We start from the raw sequence: 15,571 nt of genomic DNA, 5'->3' as shown, positions 1-15,571 counted from the left end.
GGGGGAAGTCTTAGGCTAACGACGCCCCTTCCCCCTCCCCAGCCCTCCCCCTCCAGGGGAGGGAGCTTAGCTTCGGCGACTAAATAACTTTAAGCCCGCGCAGCAGGATCACGGTGATGGTGACGGGCGCTACGTACTTCACCAGGAACAGGAAGATGCTGATGATGGCGCCGTTTCTCAACTGTCCGTCGTTGGAGAGGGCCGCCCTCACCTTCTCCTCGCCCCACACCCAGCCGACGAAGAGGCAGATGAACAGCCCGCCCACCGGCATCAGGAAGTTCGAGGTCACGAAGTCGTAGAGGTCGAACATGGTCATGCCGAAGAGCTTGAAGTTCGCCAGCGTGCTGTTGGAGAGCGCGGCGGTGGAACCGATCAGGGCCAACAGAACCACGGTCAGCACGGTGGAGTTGAAGCGGGACATGCCGAAGCGCTGGTGCAGGTAGGCAACCGGGACTTCCAGGATGGAGAGCATCGCGCCGGTAGCGGCGATGGCGCCCAGCACGAAGAAGAGCACGACGAAGACGTTACCGAACGGCATCTGGGAGAAGACGGCCGGGATGGTGATGAACAGCAGCGACGGACCAGCCTCCGGTTTGAAGCCGTAGGTAAAGACGGCAGGAAAGATCGCGATGCCGGCCAGGATAGAAACAGTCAGGTCGGCGAGCATGACGCGCAGCGCGGTCATCGGGATGTTCTGATCGTCGCGGAAGTAGCTGCCGTAGGTGATCATGGTGCCCATGCCGACGGAGAGTTTGAAGAAGGCGAGTCCCATGGCGGTAAGGACGACGGCCCCGGTGACCTTGGAGAAATCAGGGCGGAACAGGAATTCCAGACCCGCCGCGGCGCCAGGGAGCATCAGGCTTCTGACGCCGATCATGACCAGGATCAGGAACAGTACCGGCATGAGGCGCTTGGTGGTCTTCTCGATCCCCTTGGAGACGCCGGCGATGATGATGGCGCCTACGAAGACGAGCACCAGGCACTGCCATAACACGGACTGCACCGGATCGGTGATCAGTTTCTCAAAGCCCGCCGAGGTGACCTTGGGGTCGGCGGAAAGGATGCTGCCGGAAGCGGCCTTGAAGATGTACGCGAAGACCCACCCGGCGACCTCGGTGTAGAAGGCAAGGATCAGGAATGCGGAGAGGACGCCGGCCGCGCCGATGAGCGCCCAGCTTTCGTTTTTCGGGTGCAGCACCTTGAAGGTCGTGAGCGCGTCAGACTTGGAGCGGCGGCCCAGCGTGAGCTCGGCGACCATGACCACGAGTCCGGCCATCAGGGTCGAGAGCAGGTAGACGATGATGAATGCGGCGCCGCCGTTCAGGCCGGTCAGCGCGGGGAACTTCCAGATGTTGCCCAAGCCTACCGCCGAACCGAGCGTGGCGGCAATGACTCCTAAACCCGATGTGAAACTGTCCCGTGCCTTGGTTACTTTTACGTTTTGCATGTCCTTGCCTGTGTCCTTTGCTCTGCTTCCTGTAAATTAGCGGCAGTATTGCCGCGACTGCTAAACTAAAATCGTTGCGCCCGGACCTCTTCAATGAGGGGCTGTCAATGGCGCCTTGCGCTCCTCCCCCCGGAGGGGGGAGGCTGGGAGGGGGGCAACAACGCCAAGTGAGAAGGCTACCCCCTCCCTGTCCCTCCCCCTCCGGGGGAGGGTACGATACTGCCGCCTGCGCTATGCCAACTCCCTACTGCTTACGCCCTACTTCTTTATGGCGGCAACCTGCCCGGAGGTGATGTGGCAAAGCTGCTCCGGGGTCAGTGCGAAGACGGCGTTGGGGGTGCCGGCGGCGGCCCACAACTCCGTGTAGCCGAGCAGGTCCTCGTCAATGAACGTTGTCAGCGGCGCCGGGTGGCCCACCGGCGAAACGCCGCCGATGGCGTAGCCGGTCTGCTCGCGCACGAAGTCGGGTGTAGCCCGCTCGATTTTCTCGCCCGTCAGGCTCGCCAGGACCTTTTCGTTTACCATGTTGGCGCCGCTTGCCACGACGAAGACCGCCTTGCCGCTCTCCTTGCCGCGGAACACCAGCGACTTGACGATCTGCCCCACTTCACACCCCACGGCGTTGGCCGCATCGACGGCGGTGCGGGTGCTCTCGCCCAGTTCCTTGACGCGGCAATCGACGCCGAAGCTGTTCAGTGCATCCTGTACCCTTTTCGCGCTTGCACTCAATGCTGAATCCATTCCTGCCTTCCTCCTGAGAAAGTCATAGAATCAAAGCCGTTGGCCACGGAGAAAATCTGAGGACATCTGAGAAAGGCATTAACCCGTTTAAAGGTTATCTCCGATTTTCTCAGATTTTCTCCGTGGCTAATGGTTTATCGGTTTTAGCCGTTACCCTGGTGAAAAGAAAAAGCCCCGCGAAGATGATCGTTCCCCCTATCGTCTGCCGTACAGTCGGATTCTCGCCCAGGAACACGGCCGCCCACAAGATCGCCCCCAACGGCTCCCCAAGGATGCTCACCGACACGACGGACGCCTGCACGTAGCGCAGCACCCAGTTAAAAACGGTGTGCCCGAGGATGGTGCAGACCAGTGCCAGTGCGACGAAGATGAGCCAGTCCTGGCCGGGGTAAGGGTAGAACGGCACGCCGCCGGTGGCAGCGGCTGCGCTCAGGGTGATTGCGCTGGCGCCGTAGGTGACGAAGGTGTAGCCGGTAAGCGGCAGGCCGTGGCGCAGCCTCCTGCCGATCAACAGGTAACCGGACACCATCACCGCCGCAAAGAGCGCCAGCAGGTCGCCGACGAAGGCCCTCTCCCCGACCTGGAAGTCGGTGGCGCCGATCACGACGCTCCCAACGAAGGCGAGAAAGCAGCCGTAAAGCGCCTTGCGCGGCACCCGCTCCTTGAAGAAGATCCAGGAACCGAGCACGACAAAGAGCGGCTGGGTGGTGACGAGCACCACGGAACTGGCGATGGAGGTGTACTTGAGCGAGATGAACCAGGTGACGAAGTGCAGCGCCAGAAAAACACCGCTGGCGGCGGAAAGCCAGACCTGGCGCGACGTCATGCCGCGCAAAGCGGGCGCGCCGCCCCAAAGCGTGAAGGGCGCGAGGAAGCAGAAGGTGAAAATGAGCCGGTAGGCCGCTATCACCAGGGGGGGAGCCGTGCAGACCCTCACCAGGATGGAGGAGAAGGAGACAGCAAAAACCCCTACCAGGATGGCCAGGTAGGGGTTGATCCAAGGTTTGGTTGTGGTGTCAGACACCCTACTCTCCCAGGTAAGCCTTTCTCACTTCGGGGTTGGACGCGAGTTCCTTGGCGTCGCCCTGCAGCACCACCTCGCCGGTCTCGAGGACGTAGGCGCGGTGGGCGATGGAGAGCGCCATGTTGGCGTTCTGCTCGACCAGGAGGATGGTGGTGCCGCTGGCGTTGATCTCCTGGATGATCTGGAAGATCTGTTCGACCAGCATCGGGGCGAGACCCATGGAGGGCTCGTCCAGAAGGAGCAGTTTCGGGCGGGACATGAGCGCCCGGCCCATGGCCAGCATCTGCTGCTCGCCGCCGGAAAGGGTCTTGGCGGGCTGTTTCTTGCGCTCGTTCAGGCGCGGGAAGCGCTGGAAGATCTTCTCCATGTCGGAGGCGACCTCGTTGTCGCTCCTCGTGTAGGCGCCCATCTCGAGGTTCTCGAGCACGCTCATCTTGGCGAAGACGCGGCGCCCCTCGGGGACCTGGGAGATGCCCAGCTTGACGATCTCGTGCGGCGGAAGCTTGGTGATCTCCTTGTCGAGGTAGGTGATCTTGCCGCCGACGGACGGGACGATGTTGGAGATGGTGTTCAGGATGGTGGTCTTGCCGGCACCGTTGGCACCGATGAGCGCCACGATCTCACCCTGGTTGATCTGGAAGGAAACGTTTTGCAGCGCCTTGATGGCACCGTAGTTCACGCTGACATTCTCTACCTTAAGCATCCGCTGCTCCTTTGCCGAGGTACGCCTCGATGACCTTCGGGTTCTTCCTGATCTCCTCGGGCGTGCCTTCGGCGATCTTGACCCCGTAGTCGAGGACGGCGATGCGGTGCGAAATCCCCATGACGAACTTCATGTCGTGCTCGACCAGGAACACCGTGACGCCGGTGGCGCTGATCGCCTTCACCATCTCCGCCAGGACCTGTTTCTCCTGCGGGTTCATGCCCGCGGCCGGCTCGTCCAGCAGGATGATCTGCGGCTTGATGGCCAGGGCGCGGGCGATCTCGAGGCGACGCTGCTCACCGTAAGGAAGGTTGCCGGCCAGTTCGTTGGCCTTGTGGGTCAGGTCCACCTGTTTCAGGCAGGACATGGCCAGTTCCTTCAGTTCGTTCTCCTCTTTGCGAACCCAGGGGAGGAACTTGAGCGCAGCACCGGTCAGGTCAAAAGAGCCCTGGGTGTGGGCGCCGATCAGGACGTTCTCGAGCACCGTCAACTGGGTGAAGAGCCTGATGTTCTGGAAGGTCCTGCCGATACCGGAACCGGCGATCTTGAAGGCGGGCTTTCCGGAGATGCTCTCTCCCATGAAGGAGATCTGCCCCTCGGTCGGGGTGTAGATGCCGGTGATCAGGTTGAACATGGTGCTCTTGCCGGCACCGTTGGGCCCGATCAGGGCCATGATGCTCCCCTTCTCGACCTCGAGGTTTACCTTGTCTACGGCGACCAGGCCGCCGAAGCGGATGGTGACGTTATCGAGTTTCAGAATGGACATGCGTTACTCTCGTTTCGTGAGTTATTGGAGTACGTTACTTCCCGGCCGGTTTCCTGCCCACCGCGCGCAGCAGCAGTTCGGTGACGTTGACGCCACCCAGGAGCCCGTTGGGGCGGAACACCATCAGGAACACCAGCAGCGCGCCGTACACCAGCATGCGGTACTGGGACATGAAGCGCAGGAACTCCGGAGCGGAGGCCAGCACCGAGGAGCCGATCACGGCACCGGGGACGCTGCCCAGACCGCCCAGAACCACCATGGCCAGGATATCGACCGATTTCAGGAAGCCGAAGTCGGAGGGGTTGATATAGCTCAGGAAGTGCGCGTAGAGACCGCCGCCGATGCCGGCCATGAAGGAGCCCAGGGCAAAAGCCTGGATCTTGTAGCGCGCCGTGTTGATGCCCATGGCGTCGGCCGCGATCTCGTCCTCGCGGATCGCCTTCAGCGCGCGCCCGAAGCGGGAGCTCTGCACGAAGGTGACGAGGATAATGGCCAGGATGGCGACCACCCACACGTAGATCGGCATCGGGATGGAGGTCTTGGCCGGCGGTACGGTGAGGCCGAGCGCCTTGTTGGTCGGCTCGAAGTTCAGGAAGAAGACCTTGACGATCTCCGCGAAGCCGAGGGTGCAGATGGCCAGGTAGTCGCCGGTGAGCCTCAGGATCGGGAAGCCGATGGCAGCCGCCACGATGGCGGTGACCACGCCGGTCACGGCGAGGTTGGCGAAGAAAGGAAGGCCGGTCTTGATGGTCACCATGGCGCTGGTGAAGGCGCCGATGCTCATGAACGCGGCGTGCCCCAGGGAGAGCTGCCCGGTCAGGCCGGTGATGACGTTAAGCCCCAGCGCCAGCACGATAGCGATGCCGACGTTGACGAGGATCTGCAACATGTACGGGTCGATCGAGCCGACCAAGCTGTTCAGGAAGTCTGCCATCGAATCTATACCTTCTTTGTAATTTTTTGGCCGAGGAGACCGGTCGGTTTGACGAGGAGCACCAGCACCAGGATGGTGAACGCGATGGCGTCACGGTAGGACGAGTAGCCGATGGCAACGCCGAAGACCTCGGAGACGCCCAAGAGCAGCCCCCCCAGCATGGCGCCGGGGATGGACCCGATCCCGCCCAGGACCGCGGCGGCGAAGGCCTTGAGACCGGCCATAAGGCCCATGTTGAAGGAGACCGCGTTGAAGAGGACGCCGACCAGCACGCCGCCGGCGGCCGCGAGAGCGGAGCCGAGGGCGAAGGTGAAGGAGATGACGCGGTTCACGTTGATGCCCATGAGGGCCGAGGTGTTGTAGTCCTCGGAGGTAGCGCGCATCGCCTTGCCGATCTTGGTCTTCTGGACGATGAACTCGAGCGCCATCATGAGGACTGCCGAGACGCCGATGATGAGGATCTGCAGGGTGGAGATGTCAGCGGTCCCCACTTTGATCTGCCGCACCGGGAAAGCGCCGTCGGGGAAACCCTTTGCGTCGGCGCCGAACACCATGAGCGCCAGCGAGGAGAGGAAAATGGAAACGCCGATCGCGGAGATGAGCGCGGACAGGCGGGAGGACTTCCTCAGCGGGCGGTAGGCGATCAGTTCGATGATCACGCCCATGAGCATGCAGAAGACCATGGCACCTGCCATGGCGACGAACACGTTCACCTTGAAGGCGGAGACCAGGAGCAGGCCGATGAAGGCGCCCGCCATGAAGATTTCGCCGTGGGCGAAGTTGATCAGGGTGATGATCCCGTAGACCATGGTGTAGCCGAGGGCGATGAGCGCATAGACGCTCCCCAGAGCCACGCCGTTTACTAGCTGTTGTAAGAACATGTCGACTTCCTTCCGACTGGATTTGTCTGACCAAAAGCCCGCGTCCCGCTGCCGGGTCGGATTTCAGGTTAAAATTTTCTCAAAATAAAACACAGGAATAGCTTAAGACGTATACCATAAGCACTTGGAAATAAGCAAGCTATTGGTAAACGAGATGTAGTCGGCAAAACCGAGCAGGCACCGAAAATAAAACAAGAGCAGGTCCTCTAATGAGTGGCCTGACCCTCGACCGCGCGACACTTTACAACAGCTGGAACTGTTTCGCAATCTTAAACTTTTGATTAACGCAAAAAACGACCCCGCAAATCACGGCGCCGCTACCGAATATCTTCATATTCATCGTTTTAAAACAGTGGCTGAATTTCTCGCGGTGGTAGCAGAAGGGACTGGCTCCGCCAGGTGCCTGTCCCTTTAGCGGAACGCTCCATTCCGCTCAGCCACCTTACCAAAGCCCCAAGGGGACAGGCACCTGGCGGAGCCAGTCCCCTCCTTCGCAGTTAAAAAGGTGCCGTGGCCGGAGGAGGATCGACCACGGCACAATAACATAGCAAGCGTTCTATCCCTCCAACTGCTTTTCCTGGTTCCCAAGCTCCAGCTTGGGAACCCCATATGGCGCGCAAAGCTCCAGCTTTGCATCCGAGGGAAGTTAGAGCTTCGGAGATGCTTTGCGTCCCCAAGGCGGACCTTGGGAACGAGATCAAAGTCCGTACTCTTTCTGTCTCTCTACATTTCAGGTTCAGGTTTTCTCTTCTCAAACCAGTCGTAGACGGCCGGAATGATCAAGAGAGTGAGAAGTGTCGAAGTGATCAACCCGCCCACCACCACCGTGGCCAGCGGCTTCTGAATTTCCGATCCCGTCCCGCCGGCAAAGAGCATCGGCATCAGGCTGAAGATGGCGATGGATGCCGTCATGAGTACCGGCCGCAACCGGTCCATGGCACCCTGGCGCACCGCCTCACCCAATCCGAGCCCCTCCTCGCGCAACTGGGCGATCCTCGATACCAGCACCAGCCCGTTCAATACCGCGACGCCGAAGAGGACGATGAAACCGACCGAGGCGGGCACCGACAGGTACTGCCCGGACAGAAACAGCGAGAAGATGCCGCCGATCAGCGCAAAGGGCAGGTTCGAAAGCACCAGCAGCGCCAGCCGGATGGAGCGGAAGGTGACGTAGAGCAGGAGCAGAATCAGGGCGACCGCAACCGGGCCGATAATCATCAGCTTGTTCATGGCGCGCTGCTGGTTCTCGAATTGGCCGCCCCAGGTGAGGTAGTAGCCGGAGGGGAGCTTGACCTGGTCCTTGATCTTCTGTTTCGCCTCGGCGACGAAACTGCCGATATCCCTGCCGCTCACGTTCATCTCGATACCGATCCTTCTCACCCCGTCCTGGCGGCTGATCTGCACCGGCCCTTCCACCATCTTCACCTCGGCGAGCTGCTCCAGCGGGATGTTCATCCCCGATTTCGTGGAGATGAGCAGGTTCTGGATCGCCTCCAGCGAGTTCCTCTTCTCCTCGGGCAGGCGCACCGTGATGTCGAAGCTGCGGTTGGATTCGTAGAAGGTGGAAGCGGCCTTCCCTGCCACCGCGATCTCGATGACGTTCTGCACGTCGCTTATGTTGAGTCCATAGCGGGCGATCTTGGCGCGGTCAATGGTGACGGTGAGATAGGGCTGCCCGGACACCTTCTCCGTGTTAAGGTCGGTCCCGCCGCGTACGGTCGAGAGTACCTTGGCGATCTGAGCGGACTTGTCGCGCAGCACGTCCAGGTCATCGCCGAAGAGCTTCACGATCAGTTGCGCCCTGGTTCCCGCGACCAGTTCGTCAATGCGGCACTGGATCGGCTGGCTGAATCCGAAACTGATGCCGGGGATGGTCTCCAGTGCCTCCCTCATCTCGTTGGTCAGTTCCTCCTTGGAGATGTCGCGCTTCCACTGTTCCTTCGGTTTGAGCACGCCGACATAGCCGGTCTTGTCGGGGCCGCGGGTATCGAGTGCGACGCCGGTCTGTCCGATGCGCCCCACCACCACGTCGAGTTCGTCGAACTTCTTCAGCTTAGCGGTGGCCTGCTGGTTCACCTCGAGCGCCTTGGCGAGAGAAACGCCGGGGAGCATGGCAATATCCATATCGAAAGAGCCCTCGTCCATGATAGGCATGAACTCGGTGCCGAGCCTTGTGACCAGGAACAGCGAGAAGACCAGCAGCCCGCCCGCGATGCCGAGCACGACCTTCCTGCGGTTCAGCGCGTACTCCAGGAGCGGCAGGTACTGCTCCTTGGCCCAAACCATGATCCGGCTCTCCTTCTCGGGCTGAGGTTTCAGGATGAAGCTGCAGAGCACTGGGATGATGAAGATGGAGAGAAGCAGCGATGCCAAAAGCGCGATTGCGACGGTGATGGCCAGGGGGCCGAACATCTTCCCCTCGATCCCCTCCAGGGTCAGGATCGGGATGAAGGTGAGCGCGATGATCAGCTCACCGAAGATGCTCGGCTTGCGCACTTCCATCACGGCCTTCAACACGGTCTTCAGTTTCGGTTCCCGTTCACCCGCCTCGCTCAAATGACGCTGCACGTTCTCCACCTGGATGATGGTGGTGTCGATGATCATGCCGATGGAGATGGCGAGACCGCCCAGGGACATGAGGTTCGCGGTGATGCCGGTCAGCTTCATGACGATAAAGGTGGCCAGAAGCGACAAGGGGAGCGCCAGCAGCACCACGATGCTGCCGCGGATGCTGTTCAGTAGGAGGTAAAGCACGATGAGGACCAGTATCGCCCCCTCGACCAGCGCCTTGTTGACCGTGCCCACGCTGGCCTTGACGATGTCGCTGCGGTCGTAGTACGGCACGAGTTTCACGCCGTCGGGGAGCATGTTGTTTTCGTTGATCTCCTTCACCTTGGCGGCCACCCGGGCCACGACGTCGCGGCTGTTTTCGCCGCGCAGCATCATCACGATGCCACCTACCGCTTCTCCGGCTGCGTCCTTGACGGCGGCGCCCATGCGTACCGCTTCGCCGACCTTTACCTGGGCCACGTCACGCAGGTAGACCGGGGTCCCGCCCTGGGATTTCAGGACGATGGTCTCGATGTCACCGGTGGTCTGGATGAGCCCCACGCCGCGCACGATGTACTGGTCGGAGCCGCGCTCCAGCACGTTGCCGCCGACGTTGCTGTTGTTGCTGCCGATGGCATCGTGCACCTCCGCCACCGTGACGCCGTACTTGAGCAGCTTGTCCGGTGAGACCTCCACCTGGTACTGCTTGAAGTAACCGCCGAAGGAGTTGATCTCGTTGACGCCCGGGACGCTCTTCAACTGCGGGGTCACCACCCATTCCTGGACGGTGCGCAGGTTGGTCAGGTAGGCCCGTTTCGCATCCGGTTCCTGGGGCACCTTCCCTTCCAGCGTGTACTGGTAGATCTCCCCCATGGCGGTGCCGATCGGCCCCATGGCGACCTCGACCCCCTTGGGGACCTGCTCGCGCGCCTCGGCCAACCGCTCGAACACCAGCTGCCTGGCGAAGTAGATGTCGACGTTGTCCTTGAAGACGACGGTGACGATGGAAAGGCCGAACTTGGTAACCGAGCGGAGCTGCTCGATGTCGGGGAGCCCGCGCATCGCCATCTCGATTGGATAGGTGACGTTTCTCTCGATCTCGACTGCCGAGAGGCCGTCGGCATGGCTCACCACCTCGACCTGGATGTTGGTGACATCAGGGAACGCGTCGATCGGGAGTTTCTGATAGGAATAGAAGCCGAAGACGACGATCACCAGCGCAGCGAAGATGACCATCCCCTTCTGCTTCAGCATGTATGCAACTGTTTTTTCAAGCATCGGTGCTGATCTCCTTAGTGGTCGTGCCCCTCTATTTCGCCCTTCTGCAGTTCCGATTTAAGGACGAAGCCCCCCTTCACCGCCAGCCGCTCGCCTTCCTTGAGGCCCGAGAGGATTTCAACCATGCCACCGGAAGCGCGCCCCAGCTCCACCTTGCGTGGCTCGAAAGCGGCATCGCCTTCAGCGACGAACACGAGCTTCTTTCCCTCCAGTTCCACGACCGCCTCTTCGGGCACGGCCAGGACCGGCGCTGTATCCACCGCGGTAGCGAGTTCCACGGTGGCGAACATCTCCGGCTTCAGCTTGCGGCCGGGATTGGCAACCTCCACCCTCGCCTTGATGGTGCGGGTCGCCTGGTCGACGACGTCAGCCAAGTAGGTGATACGGCCACGGAACCTGGTCTCCGGGAAAGCGGTAACCGACACCGTCGCGCTCTGCCCACGGCGCACCTTGGCAATGTCTTTCTCGTGGATGTCCACCAGCACCCAGACGGAGGAGAGATCGGCGATGGTGTACAGGCTCTTGGCCGGGTCGGAAAGTTCGCCGACGATGGCATGTTTCTCGGTGATGACACCGCCTATCGGTGCCCGCACCGGGAGCAGCGGCCTCCGGTCCGCCTTCAGGTCCGCGGCCGAAACACCGTAAAGGGAAAGCCGCTCCTGGTCGGTGTGCAGTTCGGTCTGCGCCGTCTTGAAGTCCGTTTCGGCCTGGAGGATCTCCTTCCTGGCCGCGATCTTCTTGTCAACCAGGGTCTTTACCCGTTCCATGTTGGACTGGGCCAGAGTGAGCCGCGTCTTGGACTGGTGGTAGCGGCTCAACGCCTCACCCAGCTCGACGCTGTCCAAGGTTGCCAGCACCTGCCCTGCCCCCACGCCCTCACCAAGAGATGCCTTTACGGCCACGATCTTGCCGGAGATGCGCGGCGAGACGTGCGCGATCCTGTCGGCATTGGCCTCGACTTTGCCGGTGGCGCTGATCACGCCGGGCATCTGCGCTTTCTTTGCCGCAGCCACCGCAACACCGCTTTGCTTCTGGACCTCGACGGCCATCTTGACGAGCTTCTCGCCGTGCCCGTCGTGCCCCTTCTCTTCCTTTCCCTCAACATGGCCGCCCTTCTCTTCTGCGTGCCCGGCCTCGCCATGTTCAGCGTGTCCGCCGCTGCCCGCTGTATTGATCAGCCGGTAGGCGACGCCGCCCCCGAGTGCTATGGTCAGAACCAGTCCGATGATGATTCCTTTCTTGTTCACTGCGCACCTCCGTTGTTGTCAGCGGCGACTGCCGATTCCAGTTTATTGAAAGCTAGTAGCCTCGCGTGCAGGGCGGCCAGGTAGCTGTCGCTTACCTCGAAGTATTTCTTCTGTTCCTCGATTACCGCCAGGATGCCTACTTCACCCAGCCGGTACGCTTCCTGGGTCAGCTTCAGGTTCTCGTCGAGCTGACGCAGGATGTCGGAACGATAGAGGGACAGCACTTTGTCCGCATTGGCGATGCTTGCATGGGCGCTCTCCACCTCGCGCTCCACGCTCGCGGCCGCGCCCTGCAGCCGGACCTCGGCGCTGGAACGTTTCGCCCTTGCCTCCTGCTGCCCGGCCTGGTTCCTGTCGAAGACCGGGATCGGCATGGAAAGCTTGAGCCCAATGGTGTACGCGGTTTCCCGTCCCTCGACCCCACCGATCTCCATGGACGAGGTGTCGCGGCTCAGCGCGATCCCGGCGGTGAGGTTGGGGACGCCTTCCGCCTCGGCCAGCGTGACCTCGGCGTCGCTCTTCTGCATCGCCGCGTGCAGCGCCTTGAGATCGGGACGGCTCTGCATGGCGACCTGCTTCAGATCCCCAAGCGTCTTGACGCGAACGTCGTTGCCGTTCAAATCCCCGCTCAAAACCGGCGACTCCGTCGGCGGGAGGGCCATGAGCGCGAACAGTTTCGCCCTGCTGTCCAGCAGGCTCCGCTGCAGCTCGATCAGGTTGCCCTCGCTGCGGACCAGTTCGACGCGGACCAGGTACATCTCCAGTTCAGGGATGTCTCCCGCCGCGAGGCGATCCACCGCCACCTGGAGCAGTTGCTTGTTGAGATCGATGGAATGATGAGCGAGGCCGACCCGCTCCCGGGCGAGTATCACGTCGCAGAAAGCGGCCTGCACCAGCTCTTTGACAACGCGCTCGCGGTCCGCCACCTGCCACCGGTAGGCAGCGAGATCACGCTCCGCCACGGCGCGGCGCTTGAGGCGCTTGTCCCCCAGCAGGAACTCCTGCGAGATGCCCAGGGAGAGGTTGCTGTCGTCGCTGCTGCCAGTAAGAGCACCGGTGGCGGCTTCCAGTTCCAGCGTAGGATTGGGGATCACGCCGGCACGCACAGCGGCGGCGTCGAAGACACCGGCCTCTGTGCGCAAAGAGACGAGCTCCGGGTTGTTGGTGAGCGCTGCTGCCACTGCTTGCTGAAGCGAAAGTGGCTGAGGCTCGGCAAATACGGGTACGGCTGCCAATAGAGACAAGGCGACGGCCACGGCTAGGCGCGCGCGCCTGAAGGCGTTTGTTGCCAAGAAAAACCTCCTGAATGCAATTTTGGAAAGGCGAAGAAAACAGGGCAGACCACGGCACGACTATGCCGGGAGAACCGGCTCCGGCAAAGGACGTACTACGGACTTGAAAGGGGTGTTAGGCGCGCAACTGAGGGGGAACGAACTTGGAGAGGAATACTTCGGGTAGGAAGGTGAAACGGTCGAAACTCTGTAGTGCGGCGAAAACAGGATTGTAGTCGAGGGAGAAATGACCAACGCTTAGCGAGAGGTGGCAGGCGCAGTCACAGCAGAAGTCACAGTCATCGTGGCCGGCGTCGTCCTGCAAGGGGCAATCGGGGGTGTCGCAGCCCCGATCAACATGGGAAGCGGCCTGCACGCAGTCGGCGACCGTACCGCAGCGTTCCAAGGCGTGCGCATTGTCACAGGCGCCACTGACAAGGGTGCAGAAGATCACTGACAGCAGCAGGAAAGAGAAAAATTTTACGGGGAATGACTTGCGCATGCTTGGCGAAGATAACGAATGAGTGCAGAAAGTGTCAAGACAAAAGGGGCGATTATTCGCCCCTTGTCTCAGTGTCAAGGTGGGGCTCATGCAGTTTGACCGGCTTGCCGCGCCTCATCCTCAGATTGAGCATCTCCACCATGACCGAGAAAGCCATGGCGAAATAGATGTACCCCTTGGGAATGTGCATCCCGAAGCCCTCTCCGATGAGCGAGACGCCGATCAGCAACAGGAAGCTCAGGGCCAGCATCTTGATGGTCGGGTGCCTCTCAACGAAAGCGCTGATCTTGCCGGAGAAGAGCATCATGAACGCCACGGCGATGACCACGGCGGCAACCATGATGAAGAGTTGGCTGACCATGCCGATGGCGGTGATGATGGAGTCCAGCGAGAATACTATGTCCAGCAACAGGATCTGCACGATGACAGCGCCGAAGGTGGCGCCGACCTTGGCCGCGTGCACCACCTCTTCCCCTTCCAGCTTCTCGTGGATCTCCATGGTGCTCTTCCAGATCAGGAAGAGGCCGCCGGAGATGAGGATCAGGTCGCGGCCGGAAATATCGTTGCCGAAGATGCTGAACAGCGGCGTCGTAAGCCCCATGAGCCAGGCGAGCGAGAACAGTAACGCCACGCGGATGAACATGGCGAGGCCGAGGCCTGTCAGTCTCGCCCTCTCCTGCTGGGCCGCCGGGAGTTTGCTGGCCTGAATGGAGATGAAGATGATGTTGTCGATGCCGAGCACGATCTCCAGCGCGCTCAAGGTAACCAGGGCCATCCAGACCTGCGGGTCGGTAAGCCAGTCCATTTAAAGGTTCTCCTTCGTAGTTCAGTAGTAAATATGCCCGCCGCTCTAGGTCCCCTCCCCCGGAGGGGGAGGGACAGGGAGGGGGAAAATGCCGGCTATTCCCCCCTCCCAGCCTCCCCCCTCCGGGGGGAGGAGCAATGGACGAGAGAGGAGCAAGTCGTCATCAGTGCCGCACCGCCATCTGCTCCAGCCGCGCGATGCGCTCCTCCATCGGCGGGTGGGTCGAGAAGAGCTGCATGACGCCTCCGCCGGTCAAGGGATTCACGATGAACATATGTGCCGTGGCGGGTCGCGCCTCCTGCATCGGCAGCGCCTGCGAGCCCATGTGCAGCTTCCTGAGCGCCGAAGCAAGCGCCAGCGGACGTCCGCAGATCTCGGCGCCGGTGGCGTCAGCCAGGAACTCGCGGGACCGCGATACCGCCATCTGGATCAGCATCGCCGCGAGGGGTGCGATGATGGCCATGGCGAGCGAACCGACCAGGCCGCCGATGCCGCCACCCTCCTCGTCGTCGCCGCGGCCGGCCCCGAGCATGGCGCCCCACTGCAGCATGTTGCCGATCATGGAAATGGCGCCTGCGAAGGTGGCGGCGATGGTGCCTATGAGGATGTCGCGGTTTTGCACGTGCGCCAGTTCGTGCGCCATCACCCCTTCCAGTTCCTCGGGGGACAGGATGCGCAGGATACCTTCCGTTGCGGCAACCGCGGCGTGTTCCGGGTTACGGCCGGTAGCAAACGCGTTGGGGCTGTCCGAGGGGATGATGTAGACCTTGGGCATGGGGAGCCCGGCCCGGGCCGCGAGGTTCCCCACCAGGTTGTAGAACATGGGGTGGTCCTGCGGGCCGATCTCCTGGGCGCCGTACATGCTGAGCACGATCTTGTCGGAGAACCAGTAGGAGAAGAAGTTCATGCCCAGGGCGAGGACGAAAGCCATCATCATGCCGGACCGGCCGCCGAGGGCCTGGCCCATGGTCACCATGAGCACGGTGAGAAGAGCTAACAGGAAAGTTGTTTTCAGTCTTTGCATAACATTTACCTCTACGAGTGTTGTGTCCCGAAGGACTAGTTTCGGCCGAGGGTAAATAAAAAGACCTTTACCCTCGGCACATAGTTACCAGGATAAAGGTCTTGTTGACAGGTTAACTGTCCCGGCTCCGGGTCTTGCGACCGTATTGACGAAGTCCGGGTCGGCCTTTTCTCTAGCCGATAACTACTCCCCTTTAACGATTCGAAATATAATTTCTCCTATCAGAGTTGTCAAGGGGAATCGGAACGTCAAAACGGTCAAGCAAAGACAGAAGACTCAACGCAAAGACGCGGAGCCGCAGAGACGCAAAGAAAAGAGTCTTGGGTTTTAACCAGATGCTGACTTTGCGCCTTAGCGGCTTTGCGCCTTTGCGTTAAAAGCCTTTCGGGCTGTTGGCA

At 61.1% G+C, this 15,571-nt stretch carries 13 protein-coding genes; all 13 read right to left on the bottom strand.

Annotation, left to right across the window (positions count from 1 at the left end; all coding sequences use genetic code 11):
• Positions 1–79: 79 nt before the first annotated feature.
• Positions 80–1,447: a sodium-dependent transporter gene (locus JFN91_RS07170; RefSeq protein WP_199388530.1), complete on the bottom strand. Its 1,368-nt coding sequence runs from the start codon at positions 1,445–1,447 to the stop codon at positions 80–82.
• A 258-nt stretch (positions 1,448–1,705) separates the two neighbouring features.
• Positions 1,706–2,188 carry a YbaK/EbsC family protein gene (locus JFN91_RS07165; protein WP_199388529.1) on the bottom strand — a complete coding sequence of 161 codons (483 nt, stop codon included), beginning with the start codon at positions 2,186–2,188 and terminating at the stop codon, positions 1,706–1,708.
• 109 nt (positions 2,189–2,297) lie between these two features.
• Positions 2,298–3,212: a DMT family transporter gene (locus JFN91_RS07160; protein WP_199388528.1), complete on the bottom strand. Its 915-nt coding sequence runs from the start codon at positions 3,210–3,212 to the stop codon at positions 2,298–2,300.
• 1 nt (position 3,213) lies between these two features.
• Entirely contained in the window at positions 3,214–3,915 is a 702-nt protein-coding gene (locus tag JFN91_RS07155; RefSeq protein WP_183346398.1) for an ABC transporter ATP-binding protein, read from the bottom strand.
• Positions 3,908–4,681 (bottom strand): ABC transporter ATP-binding protein, encoded by a 774-nt coding sequence (locus JFN91_RS07150; RefSeq protein WP_199388527.1) that lies wholly within the window; start codon positions 4,679–4,681, stop codon positions 3,908–3,910. Before JFN91_RS07150 ends, JFN91_RS07155 begins: the two co-directional genes overlap by 8 nt.
• A gap of 34 nt (positions 4,682–4,715) precedes the next feature.
• On the bottom strand, positions 4,716–5,615 hold the full coding sequence (locus tag JFN91_RS07145) for a branched-chain amino acid ABC transporter permease (RefSeq protein WP_199388526.1): 900 nt from the start codon (positions 5,613–5,615) through the stop codon (positions 4,716–4,718).
• Between the two features lie 5 nt (positions 5,616–5,620).
• A complete protein-coding gene (locus JFN91_RS07140) occupies positions 5,621–6,496 on the bottom strand; it encodes a branched-chain amino acid ABC transporter permease (protein ID WP_199388525.1) in 876 nt (291 codons plus the stop codon).
• 723 nt (positions 6,497–7,219) lie between these two features.
• Complete coding sequence (locus JFN91_RS07135) at positions 7,220–10,324, bottom strand: efflux RND transporter permease subunit (RefSeq protein WP_199388524.1); 3,105 nt, start codon at positions 10,322–10,324, stop codon at positions 7,220–7,222.
• A 14-nt stretch (positions 10,325–10,338) separates the two neighbouring features.
• A complete protein-coding gene (locus JFN91_RS07130; protein WP_199388523.1) occupies positions 10,339–11,571 on the bottom strand; it encodes an efflux RND transporter periplasmic adaptor subunit in 1,233 nt (410 codons plus the stop codon).
• Positions 11,568–12,863, bottom strand: a complete 1,296-nt coding sequence (locus JFN91_RS07125; protein WP_199388522.1) for a TolC family protein — start codon at positions 12,861–12,863, stop codon at positions 11,568–11,570. Before JFN91_RS07125 ends, JFN91_RS07130 begins: the two co-directional genes overlap by 4 nt.
• Before the next feature lie 115 nt (positions 12,864–12,978).
• Positions 12,979–13,248, bottom strand: coding sequence for a hypothetical protein (locus JFN91_RS07120; RefSeq protein WP_199388521.1), 270 nt, complete (start codon positions 13,246–13,248; stop codon positions 12,979–12,981).
• Between the two features lie 148 nt (positions 13,249–13,396).
• The gene (locus JFN91_RS07115; RefSeq protein ID WP_199388520.1) at positions 13,397–14,149 is read right to left on the bottom strand and encodes a TerC family protein; all 753 of its coding nucleotides are present in this window, start codon (positions 14,147–14,149) and stop codon (positions 13,397–13,399) included.
• A gap of 163 nt (positions 14,150–14,312) precedes the next feature.
• Entirely contained in the window at positions 14,313–15,173 is an 861-nt protein-coding gene (htpX, locus tag JFN91_RS07110; RefSeq protein ID WP_199388519.1) for a zinc metalloprotease HtpX, read from the bottom strand.
• Between the last annotated feature and the right edge of the window lie 398 nt (positions 15,174–15,571).

This window comes from Geomonas anaerohicana (genome assembly GCF_016458305.1).
GTDB classification, from domain to species: Bacteria; Desulfobacterota; Desulfuromonadia; order Geobacterales; family Geobacteraceae; genus Geomonas; species Geomonas anaerohicana.
This window is presented reverse-complemented; position numbering and strand designations above follow the sequence as displayed.